The following is a 14,712-nucleotide window of genomic DNA, read 5'->3' as shown; positions in this document are numbered from 1 at the left end:
ACCGGGCTTGACGACGGCTTTTCCGGAGCGGATCTTTTGTGCGGTGCAGCGGGGGGCTCGTGTCGTCTCGGGGGTTGCATGCATCGATCGGAGCGTCCCGCCGCGCGAGCGGGTGCCCCTCGCCGCTCACAGTCTTCCCTTCGGTCAGGGTTCGCTATGAGGGCACCCGCTCGCGCGGCTCGCGTTGCAGTGCAGCACGGCGGCGAAGTAGACAACGGGTGCGGTGGGGGTCAGGTGTTTTTCGAGATGGTGATCGTCGGGAATTTCGACGAGTAGTCCTTGGCCTGGCCAGCAAGCTTCACGGCGATCTTGCGCGCGATCTGCTTGTAGGCCTGCGCGTGCGGACCGTCCGGCTCCGCCACGACCGTTGGCTTGCCGCTGTCGGCCTGCTCGCGGATCGACAAGGCCAGCGGCAGCGAGCCGAGCAGTTCCTGGCTGTACTGGTCCGCCATCCGCTGGCCGCCGCCGCTGCCGAAGATGTGCTCGGCATGACCGCACTGGCTGCAGATGTGGATGGCCATGTTCTCGACGATGCCCAGGATCGGCACGCCGACCTTCTCGAACATCTTCAGGCCCTTCTTCGCATCGATCAGCGCGATGTCCTGCGGCGTGGTCACGATCACCGAGCCGCTCACCGGCACGCGTTGCGACAGGGTCAGCTGGATGTCGCCGGTGCCCGGCGGCATGTCGATGACGAGGTAGTCCAGGTCGCGCCAGCGCGTCTGGCGCAGCAGCTGCTCCAGCGCCTGCGTCGCCATCGGGCCGCGCCAGACCATCGCCTGGTCGTCCTCGACCAGGAAACCGATCGACATCAGCTGCAGGCCGTGCGATTCCAGCGGCTCCATCGTCTGGCCATCGGTGCTCTCCGGACGCCCGCTGACGCCCAGCATCAGCGGCAGGCTGGGACCGTAGATGTCGGCATCGAGCAGGCCGACGGTCGCGCCTTCGGCCGACAGCGCCAGCGCCAGGTTGGCCGCCGTCGTGCTCTTGCCGACGCCGCCCTTGCCGGACGCCACCGCGATGATGTTCTTCACCCCAGGCAGCAACTGCACACCGCGCTGCACGGCATGGGCCGTGATCTTCGTGGTCACGCCGACGCTGACATTGCCCACGCCCGGCACCGAGCGCGCCGCCTCGACCAGCGCGGCACGCAGCGCGTCGACCTGGCTCGCCGCCGGGTAGCCCAGTTCGATCTCGAAGCTGACCGCGTCGCCCTGCACCTTCAACTGGCGGAGTTGCTTCGTGGAGACGAAATCGCGACCCGTGTTGGGGTCGACGACCTGTTGCAGGGCCTGCAGCAGCGTGGTTTCTTGGATCTGGGACATGTGGGGGAAGGCAGGTGCAGTCTGAGGAATCTGGCGGGCAGTCTAGCCGAGCGGACAAAACCCGATATCTGCGGGCGTTTGAGCGCACCCGCCCGGTGAGGATCCCGAGTTTCGTCGCGCCAATGACAAAAGGGGTTGCAGCACTGCTGCAACCCCTTTTATTTGGTGGGCCCTGAAGGATTCGAACCTTCGACCAACGGATTAAGAGTCCGCTGCTCTACCAACTGAGCTAAGAGCCCGAAAATCTTTTCGTCTTTCAAGTTTCTGTCGAAACTTGCGAAGCCGAGATTATGTCAGATATTTTGATCTCGTCACACCAGATCCCCTCTGACATCGTTTCGCCGTCCGTGAATCGCACGCAACATCTTGCGCCGTTCCGCTCTGACGATCCGACAAGGATCGGTGGTGGGCCCTGAAGGATTCGAACCTTCGACCAACGGATTAAGAGTCCGCTGCTCTACCAACTGAGCTAAGAGCCCCCGAGAAATCAACTGCCAGTCATTCCACTGACAGCCATCTGAAGCGATGGTGGGTCGTGCAGGATTCGAACCTGCGACCAACGGATTAAAAGTCCGCTGCTCTACCGACTGAGCTAACGACCCGAAGCCTGCTTCAAGCAGTCAATCACAAAGAGGTCCAGGTTGCCCGGGTCTTCTTTGCGTCGCTTCGAGGTGTTTGCCCCTCAGCAGAGCCTCACATTATAGGACGGTTTTTTGTACCCGCGCAAGCGTCTTCAAATACCTTGTCACCAGTTCGGCGGCGGCCGTCATGCCGAAGCCGGCGGTGACCGCGACGCTCGAGCCGTAGCCGTGACAGTTCAGGTTGCCATCGAGGTCGCAGGCGTCGACGCCGTCGGGTCGTTTCACCGGTTCGCGCGAGAACACGCAGGTCACTCCCATCGCGCCCAGGCGCGGTGCGGCGTGGAACTTGCGCAGCCGCTGCCGCAGGTTGGCCAGCAGCGGATCATGGGTCGTTTCGGACAGGTCGAGGATCTCGACGTCCTGCGGCCGGTGCTTGCCGCCCGCCGCGCCGATGCAGATCTGGGGCAGCTTGAGCGCCCTCGCCCACGCCGCGATCTGCGCCTTGGCCCGGACCTGGTCGCAGGCGTCGACGATGCCGTCGACCTGCACGTCGCCGAGCAGCGAGGGCCAGTTCTTGTCGTCGACGAAATCCTCGATGGTGACGACCTCGCAGCCGGGATGGATGTCCGCGATGCGCTGCTTGAGCGCCTCCGCCTTGGCCATGCCCAGCGTGCTGCCGAGCGCCTGCACCTGGCGGTTGATGTTGGATTCGGCGACGTGGTCGAGGTCGATCAGCACCAGCCGCGCGACACCCATGCGCGCCAGCGCCTCGACGATCCAGGAGCCGACGCCGCCCAGCCCCACGACGCAGAACCGCGCCGCGCGCAGCCGCGCGTAATCCCGGTCGCCGTGAAGACGGCGCAGGCCGCCGAAGCGGCGCTCCGCGTCCGCTTCCAGATCGAGGGGCCGTGCCCGGTCTCCAGACTCAAGATCGTTGCGCGCCGGAGCGCGTCCTCAACAGGTCAGATCGGCGCCAGGATCAGCGCAGTCCCGCCGCGCGTTCCTTGGCCGCCTTGGCGGCCTCGCTGCCGGGATAGGCCTTCTGCAGGTCTTCCAGCGTCTTGCGGGCGCTCTTGGTGTCCTTGAGCTCGATCTGGCAGTTGGCGATCGCCAGCAGGCTCTCGGCCGCGCGCGGGTGGTCCGGGTTCGCGGCGACGAACGCCTTGAAGGTCGCGATCGCGCCCTTGTAATCCCGCTTGCCGTATTGCGCATTGCCCAGCCAGAAGCGCACCGAGTCGGAGAAACCGCTCGCCGGGAAACGCGTCAGGAAGGACGTGAAGGCGGAGGTCGCCTCGTTGAAATCGCCGCGGCGGATCAGGCCCATCGCGGCATCGAACTGGCGCTTCTCTTCCGGATCGGCCTGGAATTCCTTGCCGTCCAGCGACACCTTCTGCGGCTCCAGCGGGCGCAGACGGTTGTCGAGCGTGGCCGACTGGTCGGTCACCTTGCGCTGGGTCTCGGACAGGTCGCGGGCCAGCTGTTCGTTCTGGCCGCGCATCTTGGCCAGCTCCGATTTCAGCGCCTCGATCTGTCCGGACAGGTCCAGCAGACCGCGTCGCGCGGTCTCGAGCTGGCCCTGCAGTTCCGTGACACGGGCACGCTGCGCGTCCTCGTTCTGCGCCATCTTGGTCCGCAGGTCGAGGATGGCCTTGCGGGCCTCGTCGTCCTCGAACAGCGCCGCCCGCGCGGGCCGGCGGCGCTCAGGGCCAGCAGCGCGCCGACCAGCGCGGCCTTGGCGGCCGGGATCGATGCGAACGGGAAGGAACGATGGAATCGCAGCATGCTCATGTCACCGGATCACTTGTCGCGCAGTTCGACGCGACGGTTCTTGGCCCACGCCTCTTCGTTGTGGCCCGTGTCGGTCGGACGCTCCTTGCCGAAGCTCACCGCCTCGACCTGGGTCGACGTCACGCCCAGCAGCGTCAGCGACTTGGCGACGGCTTCCGCGCGCTTCTGGCCCAGGGCCAGGTTGTACTCGCGGCCGCCGCGTTCGTCGGCGTGGCCTTCCAGGCTCAGCTGCAGCGTCTTCTTGTTGTTCAGACGCTTGGCGTGGTTCTCGATCAGGCTGCGGTACTCGTCCTTGACGACGAAGCTGTCGAAGTCGAAGAACACGACGCGCTGGTTGGACACGGCGGCGTCCAGCTGGGCGCCGAGGTCGACGGTCTCGACCTTGCGCTGCGCGTTGGCGTTCGGGTCGGCCACCTGGGTCTGTTGGGTCGGGACCGGTTCCTTGGTCTCGACCTTGGCCGGTTCATCCAGCTTGGTCGAGCTGCAGGCGGACAGGACAGCCGCGGCCACCAGGCCAAGCATCAGTTTTTCGATTTTCATGGGCATACGCTCCTAGGAGGTCAAAGCGGGCGGGAAGTTACGGTCTGGACATGGCGGTGAACTGCGCCGCCGGTGAAGCCGCGGGGAACAACAATTGTGAATCATCGGCTAACACATCCGTGGGGCAGGCCTGCCTGCACGGGCGGTTCGTCGAGTCGTCGCGATCACGCTTCGCACGGGACGGGCGAAGCGCGACGCCAACGTAGGCAATCCATGTGCCCGGCGTTGCGAAATCCTTCGATTCATCGAACGGAAACGAGGCCGGCATCGGGGACGCTCAGTTGCCGAACGGTCCCCACGCGGGTTCCCGGATGTCCGAGACCCCCGGCGTGGCCAGCTTGGCCTTGACCTTGCCGTCGAGCGTCGTCGTCATCAGCACGTCGCGGCCACCGGCGCGGGTGGCGTAGACGATCAGCTTGCCGTTGGGCGCGAAGCTGGGGCTCTCGTCCTCGCTGGTGTCGGTGATCTGCTGGACCTGGCCGCTGCCGAGGTCCATCACGCACAGCTTGAAGGTGCCGCCGCCCACGCGGGTGACGTAGGCCATCGTGCGGCCGTCGGGACTGATGGACGGGCTGATGTTGTAGCTGCCGCTGAAGGTGACGCGCTCCGCGCTGCCGCCGCCGGCGGGCATGCGGTAGATCTGCGGCGCGCCGCCGCGGTCGCTGACGAAGTAGATCTGCGCGCCGTCGGGCGAGAAGGTCGCCTCGGTGTCGATCGCCGAGGTCTGCGTCAGGCGCTTGGCGCCGGAGCCGTCCTTGTTGATCAGGTAGAGCTGCGAGCCGCCCTCGCGCGACAGCGTGACGACCAACTGCTGGCCGTTCGGCGAGTACGACGGCGCGCTGTTGGTGCCGCGGAAGTCCGCGACCTTGCGGCGCTTGCCGGTGCGCAGGTCCTGGATCCAGACCACGGCCTTGCGCGACTCGAAGCTGACGTACGCGACCTCGTTGCCGTCCGGCGACCAGGCCGGCGAGATGATCGCCTCGGGGCTGTTGAGCACGGTCTGCTCGCCCTCGCCGTCCGCGTCGGCGACGCGCAGCGAATACCGCGGACCGGCCTTGTTCACGTAGACCAGCCGCGTGGCGAAGACCCCGCGCTCGCCGGTGAGCTTCTGGTAGATCGTGTCGGCGATCTTGTGCGCCGCCAGGCGCAGGTCGCCGGCGACGACGGGGATGCTCTCGCTGCCCACGTCCGCGCCCTTGACCACATCCCAGAGCCGGTAGCGCACGTCGAAGCGGCCGTCGGCCAGCCGGGTCGCGGAGCCGGCCGCCAGCGCATCGGCGGCGCGCGCGCGCCAGTCGACGAACTGGGGCTGGGAGGTCTCGCTCATGCCGGTCTGGCCGGGCACGATGCTGAACTGGCCGCTGCGCTCGAGGTCGGCGCGGATGATCGCGGCCAGGGGCTGGCCGGTGGCCGATTCGTTGCTGAAATCGCTGATCGCGATCGGCAGCCGGGTGGCGCCGACACCGGCGATCTCGACCCGGAACTGCGCGAGCGACGGCATCGCCAGCCCCGCGGCCAGGCCGCCGAGCAGTCCACGGCGCGTCAAGGCGCTGATGCCGGGAGGGAGAAGAGCGGAGGGGGTGGCAATCGTCTTGGTGCTCATCGGCTTGCGGAACGAATGGAGGCCTGATTGTGCCCGAGGCCTGGACAGGGGTCGCAACACGGCGACGTTACAAAGGGCAAGGCCCACGGCAAGCGGCGCGCCACCCTCTCGAACAGGTCTTCCTTGAACAGGTCAGAGGCCGACCTCGATCAGCCGGTGTCGCTGGAGTCGTTGATGAACTCTGGTCATGGCGCCGCGCCAGCACGCTTCCCAAAATCAATTCTTTCGCTGGCGCACCGGATTCTCAGGGAGACATCACGATGACTGGCAGTTCCTTCAAGCACCTGGTCGCGGCAACGGCCCACTTCCATCGCCTGGTCCGCGCCCAACTGGTCACCGGCAGCGGCCTGGCCCATGCGCAGACGCAGATCCTCGGCGCTGCGCGGCTGGCCGGCCTGCTGATGTTCCGCAGTTTCCGCATCGACACCGGCGCGCTCGCGCCAGGCATGCGCGTCCCGTCGGCGGAGGCCGAGATCCACGGCGCCCGGCTGCGCGAGGTGCTGCTGGCGACCCTGCACCAGCTGGGCCATGTCCTCCACCGGGACGACGTCGATCCCCATTGCATGACGGCGGCGCTGTCGCGTCTCGCGTTCATCGAAGTGCACGAGCGCCTCACCCTGCCGGTGCTGGCCTATCTGGAGCACTCGCCGATGGGGATCCGGGATGCCGCGGTCGCCGCGGCCAGCGCCACCGCGGGCCTGATCCACGACCACGCGCCCGCGATGCCGGCACGGCAGGCGACGGCCCTCGCGCTCCACGGTTTCGAGGAGGGCCTGACGACGGTGCCATGGCCGCTCGCATCGACCTGCGCTGCCCAGCTGGGCAGCGGCGCCCTCGCTCACATCAAGACGATGTCGTAGTGCTCGGTCTGGTTCGTCGGCTCGGCGGTCAGCGAGATCGGCTTGCCGATGAAGTCCGACAGGCCGGCCAGGTGCTGGTTCTCCTCGTCGAGCAGCATCTCGACGACATTCGCCGCCGCCACCACGCGGAACTCCTTCGGATTGAACTGCCGCGACTCGCGCAGGATCTCCCGGAGGATCTCGTAGCAGATGCTGCGTGCCGTCTTGACCTGACCGCGCGCCTCGCAAGTCGGGCAAGGCTCGCAGAGCATCCGGGCCAGTGATTCCCGCGTGCGCTTGCGCGTCAGTTCGACCAGTCCCAGCTGCGTGAAACCGCCGATCGTCACCTTGGTGCGATCGCGGCTCAACTGCTTGCGGAACTCCTGCAGCACCGCGGTCTTGTGTTCCTCGCGGGTCATGTCGATGAAGTCGACGATGATGATCCCGCCCAGGTTGCGCAGCCGCAGCTGGCGCGCGATGGCGCCGGCCGCCTCGAGGTTGGTCTTGAAGATCGTGTCGTCGAAGTTGCGCGCGCCGACGAAACCACCGGTGTTGACGTCGATCGTCGTCATCGCCTCGGTCTGGTCGATGATCAGGTAGCCGCCCGACTTGAGGTCCACGCGCCGCGCCAGCGCGCGGGCGATCTCGGCGTCGATGTTGTTCAGGTCGAAGATCGGGCGCTCGCCGCGGTACAGCTCGAGCTTGGCGGTCGCCGTCGGCATGTAGGTCTCGCCGAACTGGCGCACCACGTCGTACTGGAGCTTGGCGTCGATCCGGATCGAATTGGTGCGGTCGCTGGCCAGGTCGCGCAGCACGCGCTCGACCAGGCTCAGGTCCTGGAACAGCAGGCTGCCGGGCGGCAGGGTCAGCGACTTGTCGCGGATCGAGTTCCAGGTCTTGCGCAGATAAGCGATGTCCGCGCCCAGCTCGTCGTCGCTGGCTTCTTCGGCATTGGTGCGCAGGATGAAGCCGCCCGTGTTGCCGTCGTGGACGCCGGCGGACACCAGCGTCTGCATGCGCGCGCGCAGCGCGTCGCGCGCCTCGGGCGAACCGATCTTCTGCGAGATGCCGATGTGGTTGTCCTGCGGCAGGTGCACCAGCAGCCGGCCGGCGATGGAGATCTGCGTCGACAGCCGCGCGCCCTTGGTGCCGATGGGGTCCTTGATGACCTGCACGGTCAAGGCCTGGCCCTCGTAGACCTGGCGCTCGATCGGCACGGCCTGCGCGGCTTCGCCATGCGGGCCGTGATGGCCGCGGGGATTCACGCCGTTCAGGTGCAGGTCCGCGACATGCAGGAAGGCCGCCCGCTCCAGCCCGATGTCGATGAACGCGGACTGCATGCCCGGCAGCACCCGCGCGACCTTGCCGAGGTAGACGTTGCCGACCAGGCCCCGTTCCAGCGTCCGTTCGATGTGCAGTTCCTGCACGGACCCGTTCTCGACCACAGCCACCCGCGTCTCCTGCGGGGTCCAGTTGATCAGGATGTCTTCCATGTTCTTGTACTCCAGCGTTCTCGTCAGCCTCGGGGCTGGCGGCAACGCTCGAGTCGCCTTCCGGAAAGCTTCGTCGGTCCAGGGTCCGCTGCCGCTCCGGTTTCACGTCCGTGGTCAGACGGGGAAACCGGCCTCCCGCAACAGCTCCGCCGTTTCAAACAACGGCAGGCCCATGATGCCCGAATAACTGCCGGCGATGTGTTCGATCCAGGCGGCGGCCTGACTTTGTATCGCGTAAGCGCCGGCCTTGCCCATGGGTTCGCCCGAAGCCACGTAGGCGCGCAGGCGCTCGTCGCCGATGGCGGCGAAGCGCACCTGCGACACGTTGAGGGCGCTCAACACGCGGCCGTCCGGCAGGCCGACGGCCACCGCCGTCAGCACGCGGTGCTCGCGGCCGGACAGGCTGGCCAGCATCGCCGACGCATGCGCGGCGTCATCGGGCTTGCCGAGGATGCGATCACCCAGCGCCACGGTCGTGTCGGAGCACAGCACCGGCGCGGACGGCAGGCCGCGGCGCGCGCGACGCTGCAGCGCAGCATCGAGCTTGGCGGCGGTGACGCGGCGCACGTAGTCGTCCGGCGACTCGCCATCGGTCACCGCCTCCAGCGCCTCGGCGTCCTCGTCGGCGCCGGGCAGCAGCAGTTCATGACGAACGCCGATCTGCGCCAGCAACTGCCGCCGGCGCGGGCTCTGCGAGGCGAGGTACAGGAAATCTGCGGACATCGTCAGTTCATTCGCGGTGATACGGATGGCCTTCCATGACGGACCAGGCCCGGTACAGGCCTTCGGCCAGCAGCACGCGGACGAAGGCATGCGGCAGGGTCAGGTCGGACAGGCGCAGCTTCTCGTCGGCACTCGACTTGATGCTGTCGTCGAGGCCGTCCGGGCCGCCGATGAAGATCGCGACGTCGCGCCCGTCGCCGCGCCAGAACTCGAGCCGCTGCGCGAGCTGCTTCGAGGTGACGCGCTCGCCGCGCTCGTCGAGGATGACGCGCCGGGCGCCCTTGGGGCAGGCGGCGTCGAGGCGCAGGGCCTCGGCCGCCATCAGCTGCTCGGTCGACTTGCCGGTGGTGCGCGGTTCCGCCTTCACCGCCTTGAGTTCCAGCCGCATCTCGGGCGGGAAGCGCTTGGCGAAATCCTCATAGGCCTCATCGGCCCAGGCCGGCATCTTCTGCCCGACCGCGCACAACACCAGCCGCACGGGGTCAGGCCTTGGCCTTGGACTTCGTGCCGGTCTTCACCGTGGTCTTCTTGGCGGCCGGCTTGGACACCGACTTGGCGGCCGGCTTTGCAGCCGGCTTCGCAGCCGGCTTTCTCGCGGCGGTGGCCGGCTTCGCGGCGGCGACCTTGGGCGACACCTTCTTCGTCGCCGGCTTCTTGCTGCCGACCTTCACCGTCTCGACCGGCGCCTGGGTGGCGGCGGACTTGCGGGCGGTCTTGGCGGCAGGCTTGGCCGTGGCCGCGGTGGTCTTGATGCTCGTCTTCTTCGCGGCAGGCTTGCCCGCCGGCTTGGCGGACTTGGTCGCGGCGGTCTTCGCCGGCGCGGCCTTCGTCGCCGACTTGGCGGCGGCGGACTTCGTGCCGGTCGCGCGCGTCGGGGCCTTCTTCGACGCGGCACCGATGACCTCGCCGTCGACGGACTTGACCTTGGCCGACTTCTTGCCGGCCTTGTCAGCCTTCTCGGCCTTCTCAGCCTTGCCCGCCTTCTTGTCCGAGGACTTGTCGGCCTTGTCGGCCTTGTCGGCCTTCTTGGCGGAAGACTTCTTCGCCTTCGGCGCGTCGTCCTCGTCGTCCATCGGCTCGGAGGCCTTGACCAGCTTGGTGCCGCCGTTGCCCAGCTTGAGCTTGACCGGCTTGCCGCCCCAGATCTCTTCCAGGTGGTAGTACTGGCGGATGGCGGGCTGCATCAGGTGGACCACGGCGGCGCCGCAGTCGACGATGATCCATTCGCCGTTGTCCTCGCCCTCGGTGCGCATGACCTGCATGCCGCGCTTCTTGACCGTCTCGCGCACGCTGGAGGCCAGCGCCTTGGTCTGCCGGTTGCTCGTGCCCGAGGCGATGATCACGCGCTCGAACAGGGGCGACAGGCGCTCGGTGTCGAAGACCAGGATGTCCTGGCCCTTCACGTCCTCGAGACCATCGACGATGGCACGTTCCAGTTTCTTGATGTCCATTCAGTTCTCACTGTAGAGACGGTGCCGGGAAATATAACCCGCCACCTCTTCGCCCACCACGGGCCCTACGTCAGCGCCCTCGGCCGCCAGTCGGCGGGCCTCGGTGGATGACCATTCCAGCGCCGGCATCGTCAGCCGGACCAGCCGGTGCGGCCGTTCCAGCAGCGCCGCCGGCGCCTGTACCTTGTCCTGCGCGCGGGCCGCGACGGCCAGCCCCATGCGCTCGACCAGTTCCTCCCAGCCGTTCCAGCTCGGGAAGCCGGCCAACTGGTCCTGCCCGAGGATCAGCCAGAGCGCGTCGTCGGGACGCTCCTGCTGATACTCGCGCACCGAATCGAGCGTGTAGCTCGGTCCGGCGCGTTTCATCTCGCGATCGTCGAGGACGAAGCGGGGATCCCCGCCCTGCCCCGCGATCGTCAACCGCACCATCTCGGCGCGGTCCGCGGCGGCCGCCATCCGGCGGCCCGCCTTCTGCCACGGCTGCCCGGCGACGATCCAGCGCACCTCGTCCAGCGCCAGCTGCTCGAGGGCCGCGTGCGCCAGCGCCAGATGCGCGCGGTGCACCGGATCGAAGGATCCGCCGAACCACCCGACCTGACGGACACGACCCGACCCCGTCGGGTTTACGGACGCGCTGTCGCTCACGGCTGATCCTTCCGGCTCACGCGCGCCTTCAGAACCACAGGTGCGTCGGCACCTCGTCCGCCCAGTCGCGGGGGCGGAGGAAGTCGCTGTAGAGCCTGGCTTCCGGCGAGCCCTCCTCCGGCTGCCAGTCGTAGCGCCAGCGCGCGACCGGCGGCATCGACATCAGGATGGACTCGGTACGCCCGCCCGACTGCAGCCCGAACAGCGTGCCGCGGTCGAAGACCAGGTTGAACTCGACGTACCGTCCGCGCCGGTATTCCTGGAAGTCGCGTTCGCGTTCGCCGTAGGCCAGGCCGTGCCGGCGATCGACGATCGGCTCGTAGGCGGGCAGGAACGCGTCGCCGACGGATTGGACCATGCCGAACGCGTTCTCGACGCCGCCCTCGGCGAAATCGTCGAAGAAGATGCCGCCGACGCCGCGCGGCTCGTTGCGGTGCTTGAGGTGGAAGTACTCGTCGCACCACTGCTTGAAGCGCGGATAGAGCGCCTCGCCGTGCGGCTCCAGCGCCGCGCGGCAGGTGCGGTGGAAGTGCTGCGCGTCGCGCTCGAAGCCGTAGTACGGCGTCAGGTCCATGCCGCCGCCGAACCACACGACCGGCTCGCGATCGGGCGGCAGCGCCGCGAACATGCGCACGTTCATGTGGACCGTGGGCACGAACGGGTTGTGGGGATGCAGCACCAGCGACACGCCCATCGCCTCGAACGGCGCGCCGGCCAGCTCGGGCCGGTGCGCCGTCGCCGAGGGAGGCAACACCCGGCCCCGCACATGCGAGAAGTTGACGCCGCCGCGTTCGAACACGGCGCCGTTCTCGATCAGGCGCACCAGGCCGTCGCCTTCGAGGCGGCCGCCGGGCTCGCGCTGCCAGGCGTCGGTGATGAATTCCTGACCGTCCAGACGCTCGAGCGTCGTGACGATCCGCTGCTGCAGACCGAGCAGGTAATCGCGGACCAACTGCGTATTCATCGGGGATCTCCGTCCTTGGATTTCAGCCGGATCGGTCCGGCGTTCTGGGGGTACTTGCCCTGGCGGCCCTGCAGCACCTCGGCGAACAGCGCGAAGTCCCGCGCCGGATCGCCGCTGACCTCGACGAAGTCGGTGAACAGCACCCGCTTCGTCGCGAAGTCGAACGAGGCCAGCCCGACCGGCACGCCGGCCTGCACGGCCACGTGGTACGCGCCGGACTTCCAGTGGTCGGCGTAGCCGCGCGTGCCCTCCGGCGCGACGATCAGCCAGAAGGACTCGTCGCGCGCCTTGGCGTCGCGCATCTGCTGGACCGTGTCGGCGACCATGCCGTTGGCCGAGCGGCGGTTCACCGCCACGCCGCCGATGGACCGCATCCAGCGGCCCACGATCGCCGGCTTGAACAGGCTGTCCTTGGCCCAGAACTTCAGCTGGAAGCCGAGGCTCCACTTCGTCAGCACGCCGATGGGGAAATCCCAGTTCGAGGTGTGCGGATAGACCATCACGACGCCCTGCTTCCCCGGCAGGCCGTCGTTGACGATGCGCCAGCCGAAGGCGCCCAGCACGGCGCGCGCGAGCGCGCTGCCGCCGGGCATCGGCGTCAGCGCGCCGGTCCATCGGCGGGGGGCGGAAGGGGCCACGTCAGGTCAGCGGTCGGGGCGGCGGTCGGCTCGGCGCCCGGGTCAGCGCTTGATGGCGCGGTAACCGATGTCCTGGCGGTACTGCTTGCCGTCGAACTGGATCGATTGCGCCGTCTGGTAGGCCAGCTGCTGCGCGTGGCGCACGGCCTCGCCCAGCGCGGTGACGCACAGCACGCGGCCACCGGTGGTCACGAGCTGACCGTCGTCCTGCATCGTGGTGCCGGCGTGGAAGACCATGGCCTCCTCGCCGTCCTCGGGCAGGCCGGAGATCGCGTCGCCCTTGCGCGGCGACAGCGGATAACCGCTGGCGGCCATCACGACGCCGAGCGCGGCGCGACGGTCCCACTGCAGCTCGACCTGGTCGAGCGTGCCGTCGGTCGCGTGCATCAGCACCTCGAACAGGTCGCTCTTCAGACGCATCATGATCGGCTGCGTCTCGGGATCGCCCATGCGGGTGTTGAACTCGACGGTGCGCGGCTGGCCGTGCGCGTCGATCATCAGCCCGGCGTACAGGAAGCCGGTGAACGGGGCGCCGTCGCGGGCCATGCCCTGGATCGTCGGCATGATGATCTCGTGCATCGCCTTGGCGTGGACGTTGGGCGTCACCACCGGCGCGGGCGAGTACGCCCCCATGCCGCCGGTGTTCGGCCCCTGGTCGCCGTCCAGCAGGCGCTTGTGGTCCTGGCTGGTGGCCAGCGGCAGGACGTGCTTGCCGTCGCACAGCACGATGAAGCTGGCTTCCTCGCCTTCGAGGAACTGCTCGATGACGACGCGGGCGCCGCCTTCGTTGTGGACCACGCCCAGCTTGTTGTCCGCCAGGATCCAGTCGATCGCCTCGTGCGCCTCAGCCAGCGTCATCGCCACGACCACGCCCTTGCCCGCCGCCAGGCCGTCGGCCTTGATGACGATGGGGGCGCCCTGCGCGTCGACGTAGGCATGCGCCTGGGTCGCGTCGCTGAAGGTCTCGTAGGCGGCGGTCGGGATGCCGTGGCGCTTCATGAACTCCTTGGCGAAGGCCTTGGAGCTCTCCAGCTGCGCGGCGGCCTTGGTCGGTCCGAAGATGCGCAGGCCTCGGGCACGGAACTCGTCGACGACACCGGCGGCCAGGAAGGCCTCCGGGCCGACGACCGTCAGCGTGATCTTCTGTTCGATCGCGAAGTCGGCCAGCGCCTTCACGTCGGTGATCGGCACGTTCTTCAGCAGCGGGTCGCGCGCGGTGCCGCCGTTGCCGGGGGCCACGAAGACCTGGGTGACGCGCTCGCCCTGCGCCAGCCGCCAGGCCAGCGCGTGTTCACGGCCACCATTGCCAAGGACCAGGACCTTCATTCGGACAGGCTCGCGTTGTTGTAGACGTCCTGGACGTCGTCCAGGTCTTCGATCACATCCAGCAGCTTCTGCATGCGGGCGGCATCTTCGCCGGCCAGATCGATGGTGTTCTCGGCGCGCATCGTGACTTCGGCGATTTCGGGCTTCAGGCCGGCCGCCTCGAGCGCGTTCTTGACGGCTTCGTAGTCGGCGGGCGAGGTCAGCACCTCAATGGCGCCGTCGTCGTCGGTCAGGACGTCCTCGGCGCCGGCTTCCAGCGCGACCTCCATGACCTTGTCCTCGGACGTGCCCGGCGCGAAGATCAGCTGGCCGCAGTGCTTGAACTGGAAGGCGACCGAGCCTTCGGTGCCCAGGTTGCCGCCGTACTTGCTGAAGGCGTGGCGGACTTCGGCGACGGTGCGGACGCGGTTGTCGGTCATGCAGTCCACGATGATCGCGGCGCCGCCGATGCCGTAGCCCTCGTAGCGGATTTCCTCGTAGGTCACGCCGTCGAGGTTGCCGGTGGCCTTGTCGACGTTGCGCTTGATGTTGTCGGCCGGCATGTTCGCGCCCTTGGCCTTCTCGATCGCCAGACGCAGGCGGGGATTCATGTTGATGTCGGCACCGCCGGCGCGGGCCGCGACGATGATTTCACGCGTCAGACGGGTCCAGACCTTGCCGCGCTTCTCGTCCTGGCGACCCTTGCGGTGCTGGATGTTCGCCCATTTGGAATGCCCTGCCATGTCCTCGTTCTCCTGTGACGCGGCCCGGAAGAAATTCTCCGGGGCGGCGCGGTGGTTGCTTCGTTAGACTGCGA

General features: G+C 67.9%; 15 protein-coding genes and 3 tRNA genes. 1 reads left to right on the top strand and 17 read right to left on the bottom strand.

Annotation, left to right across the window (positions count from 1 at the left end):
* Positions 1 to 230 precede the first annotated feature (230 nt).
* The 8 genes from apbC to tolB all read right to left on the bottom strand — a co-directional run bounded on the left by apbC (position 231) and on the right by tolB (position 5,837).
* A complete protein-coding gene (gene apbC, locus ACQ859_RS10340; RefSeq protein ID WP_431265697.1) occupies positions 231 to 1,325 on the bottom strand; it encodes an iron-sulfur cluster carrier protein ApbC in 1,095 nt (364 codons plus the stop codon).
* Positions 1,326 to 1,488: 163 nt separating this feature from the next.
* Positions 1,489 to 1,564: transfer RNA gene (locus ACQ859_RS10335), tRNA-Lys, on the bottom strand.
* Positions 1,565 to 1,728: 164 nt separating this feature from the next.
* Positions 1,729 to 1,804: transfer RNA gene (locus ACQ859_RS10330), tRNA-Lys, on the bottom strand.
* A gap of 47 nt (positions 1,805 to 1,851) precedes the next feature.
* A tRNA-Lys gene (locus tag ACQ859_RS10325) sits at positions 1,852 to 1,927 on the bottom strand.
* Between the two features lie 96 nt (positions 1,928 to 2,023).
* On the bottom strand, positions 2,024 to 2,803 hold the full coding sequence (locus tag ACQ859_RS10320; protein WP_431266510.1) for a tRNA threonylcarbamoyladenosine dehydratase: 780 nt from the start codon (positions 2,801 to 2,803) through the stop codon (positions 2,024 to 2,026).
* Between the two features lie 82 nt (positions 2,804 to 2,885).
* A complete protein-coding gene (ybgF, locus tag ACQ859_RS10315; RefSeq protein ID WP_431265696.1) occupies positions 2,886 to 3,530 on the bottom strand; it encodes a tol-pal system protein YbgF in 645 nt (214 codons plus the stop codon).
* Between the two features lie 173 nt (positions 3,531 to 3,703).
* Positions 3,704 to 4,234, bottom strand: a complete 531-nt coding sequence (pal, locus tag ACQ859_RS10310; protein WP_431265695.1) for a peptidoglycan-associated lipoprotein Pal — start codon at positions 4,232 to 4,234, stop codon at positions 3,704 to 3,706.
* A gap of 277 nt (positions 4,235 to 4,511) precedes the next feature.
* Positions 4,512 to 5,837, bottom strand: a complete 1,326-nt coding sequence (gene tolB, locus ACQ859_RS10305; RefSeq protein WP_431265694.1) for a Tol-Pal system beta propeller repeat protein TolB — start codon at positions 5,835 to 5,837, stop codon at positions 4,512 to 4,514.
* Between the two features lie 260 nt (positions 5,838 to 6,097).
* On the opposite strand from tolB, the gene ACQ859_RS10300 reads away from it, so the two are divergent.
* On the top strand, positions 6,098 to 6,697 hold the full coding sequence (locus ACQ859_RS10300) for a hypothetical protein (RefSeq protein WP_431265693.1): 600 nt from the start codon (positions 6,098 to 6,100) through the stop codon (positions 6,695 to 6,697).
* Here ACQ859_RS10300 and rng read toward each other — a convergent pair.
* From rng to ACQ859_RS10255, 9 genes are all read right to left on the bottom strand, one after another.
* Positions 6,676 to 8,169, bottom strand: coding sequence for a ribonuclease G (rng, locus tag ACQ859_RS10295; protein WP_431265692.1), 1,494 nt, complete (start codon positions 8,167 to 8,169; stop codon positions 6,676 to 6,678). The genes ACQ859_RS10300 and rng overlap by 22 nt on opposite strands.
* A 114-nt stretch (positions 8,170 to 8,283) precedes the next feature.
* Entirely contained in the window at positions 8,284 to 8,892 is a 609-nt protein-coding gene (locus ACQ859_RS10290) for a Maf family protein (protein WP_431265691.1), read from the bottom strand.
* Positions 8,893 to 8,899: 7 nt separating this feature from the next.
* Entirely contained in the window at positions 8,900 to 9,370 is a 471-nt protein-coding gene (rlmH, locus tag ACQ859_RS10285) for a 23S rRNA (pseudouridine(1915)-N(3))-methyltransferase RlmH (protein WP_431258647.1), read from the bottom strand.
* Between the two features lie 4 nt (positions 9,371 to 9,374).
* Positions 9,375 to 10,343, bottom strand: coding sequence for a ribosome silencing factor (gene rsfS, locus ACQ859_RS10280; RefSeq protein ID WP_431265690.1), 969 nt, complete (start codon positions 10,341 to 10,343; stop codon positions 9,375 to 9,377).
* The gene (nadD, locus tag ACQ859_RS10275) at positions 10,344 to 10,988 is read right to left on the bottom strand and encodes a nicotinate (nicotinamide) nucleotide adenylyltransferase (protein ID WP_431265689.1); all 645 of its coding nucleotides are present in this window, start codon (positions 10,986 to 10,988) and stop codon (positions 10,344 to 10,346) included. It abuts the gene before it with no gap.
* A gap of 28 nt (positions 10,989 to 11,016) precedes the next feature.
* On the bottom strand, positions 11,017 to 11,952 hold the full coding sequence (hemF, locus tag ACQ859_RS10270) for an oxygen-dependent coproporphyrinogen oxidase (RefSeq protein WP_431265688.1): 936 nt from the start codon (positions 11,950 to 11,952) through the stop codon (positions 11,017 to 11,019).
* Positions 11,949 to 12,590, bottom strand: coding sequence for a 1-acyl-sn-glycerol-3-phosphate acyltransferase (locus tag ACQ859_RS10265; RefSeq protein WP_431265687.1), 642 nt, complete (start codon positions 12,588 to 12,590; stop codon positions 11,949 to 11,951). The genes hemF and ACQ859_RS10265 overlap by 4 nt, the downstream gene beginning before the upstream one ends.
* Before the next feature lie 42 nt (positions 12,591 to 12,632).
* Positions 12,633 to 13,916, bottom strand: a complete 1,284-nt coding sequence (gene purD, locus ACQ859_RS10260) for a phosphoribosylamine--glycine ligase (RefSeq protein WP_431265686.1) — start codon at positions 13,914 to 13,916, stop codon at positions 12,633 to 12,635.
* A complete protein-coding gene (locus ACQ859_RS10255) occupies positions 13,913 to 14,638 on the bottom strand; it encodes a YebC/PmpR family DNA-binding transcriptional regulator (RefSeq protein ID WP_431265685.1) in 726 nt (241 codons plus the stop codon). The genes purD and ACQ859_RS10255 overlap by 4 nt, the downstream gene beginning before the upstream one ends.
* Positions 14,639 to 14,712: the final 74 nt, after the last annotated feature.

Origin of the sequence: Roseateles chitinivorans, assembly GCF_050632235.1 — a bacterium.
In the GTDB taxonomy this organism is placed as follows: Bacteria; Pseudomonadota; Gammaproteobacteria; order Burkholderiales; family Burkholderiaceae_C; genus Roseateles; species Roseateles chitinivorans_A.
The sequence above is the reverse complement of the archived record's forward strand: the minus strand, read 5'-3'. Positions and strand labels throughout refer to the sequence as shown.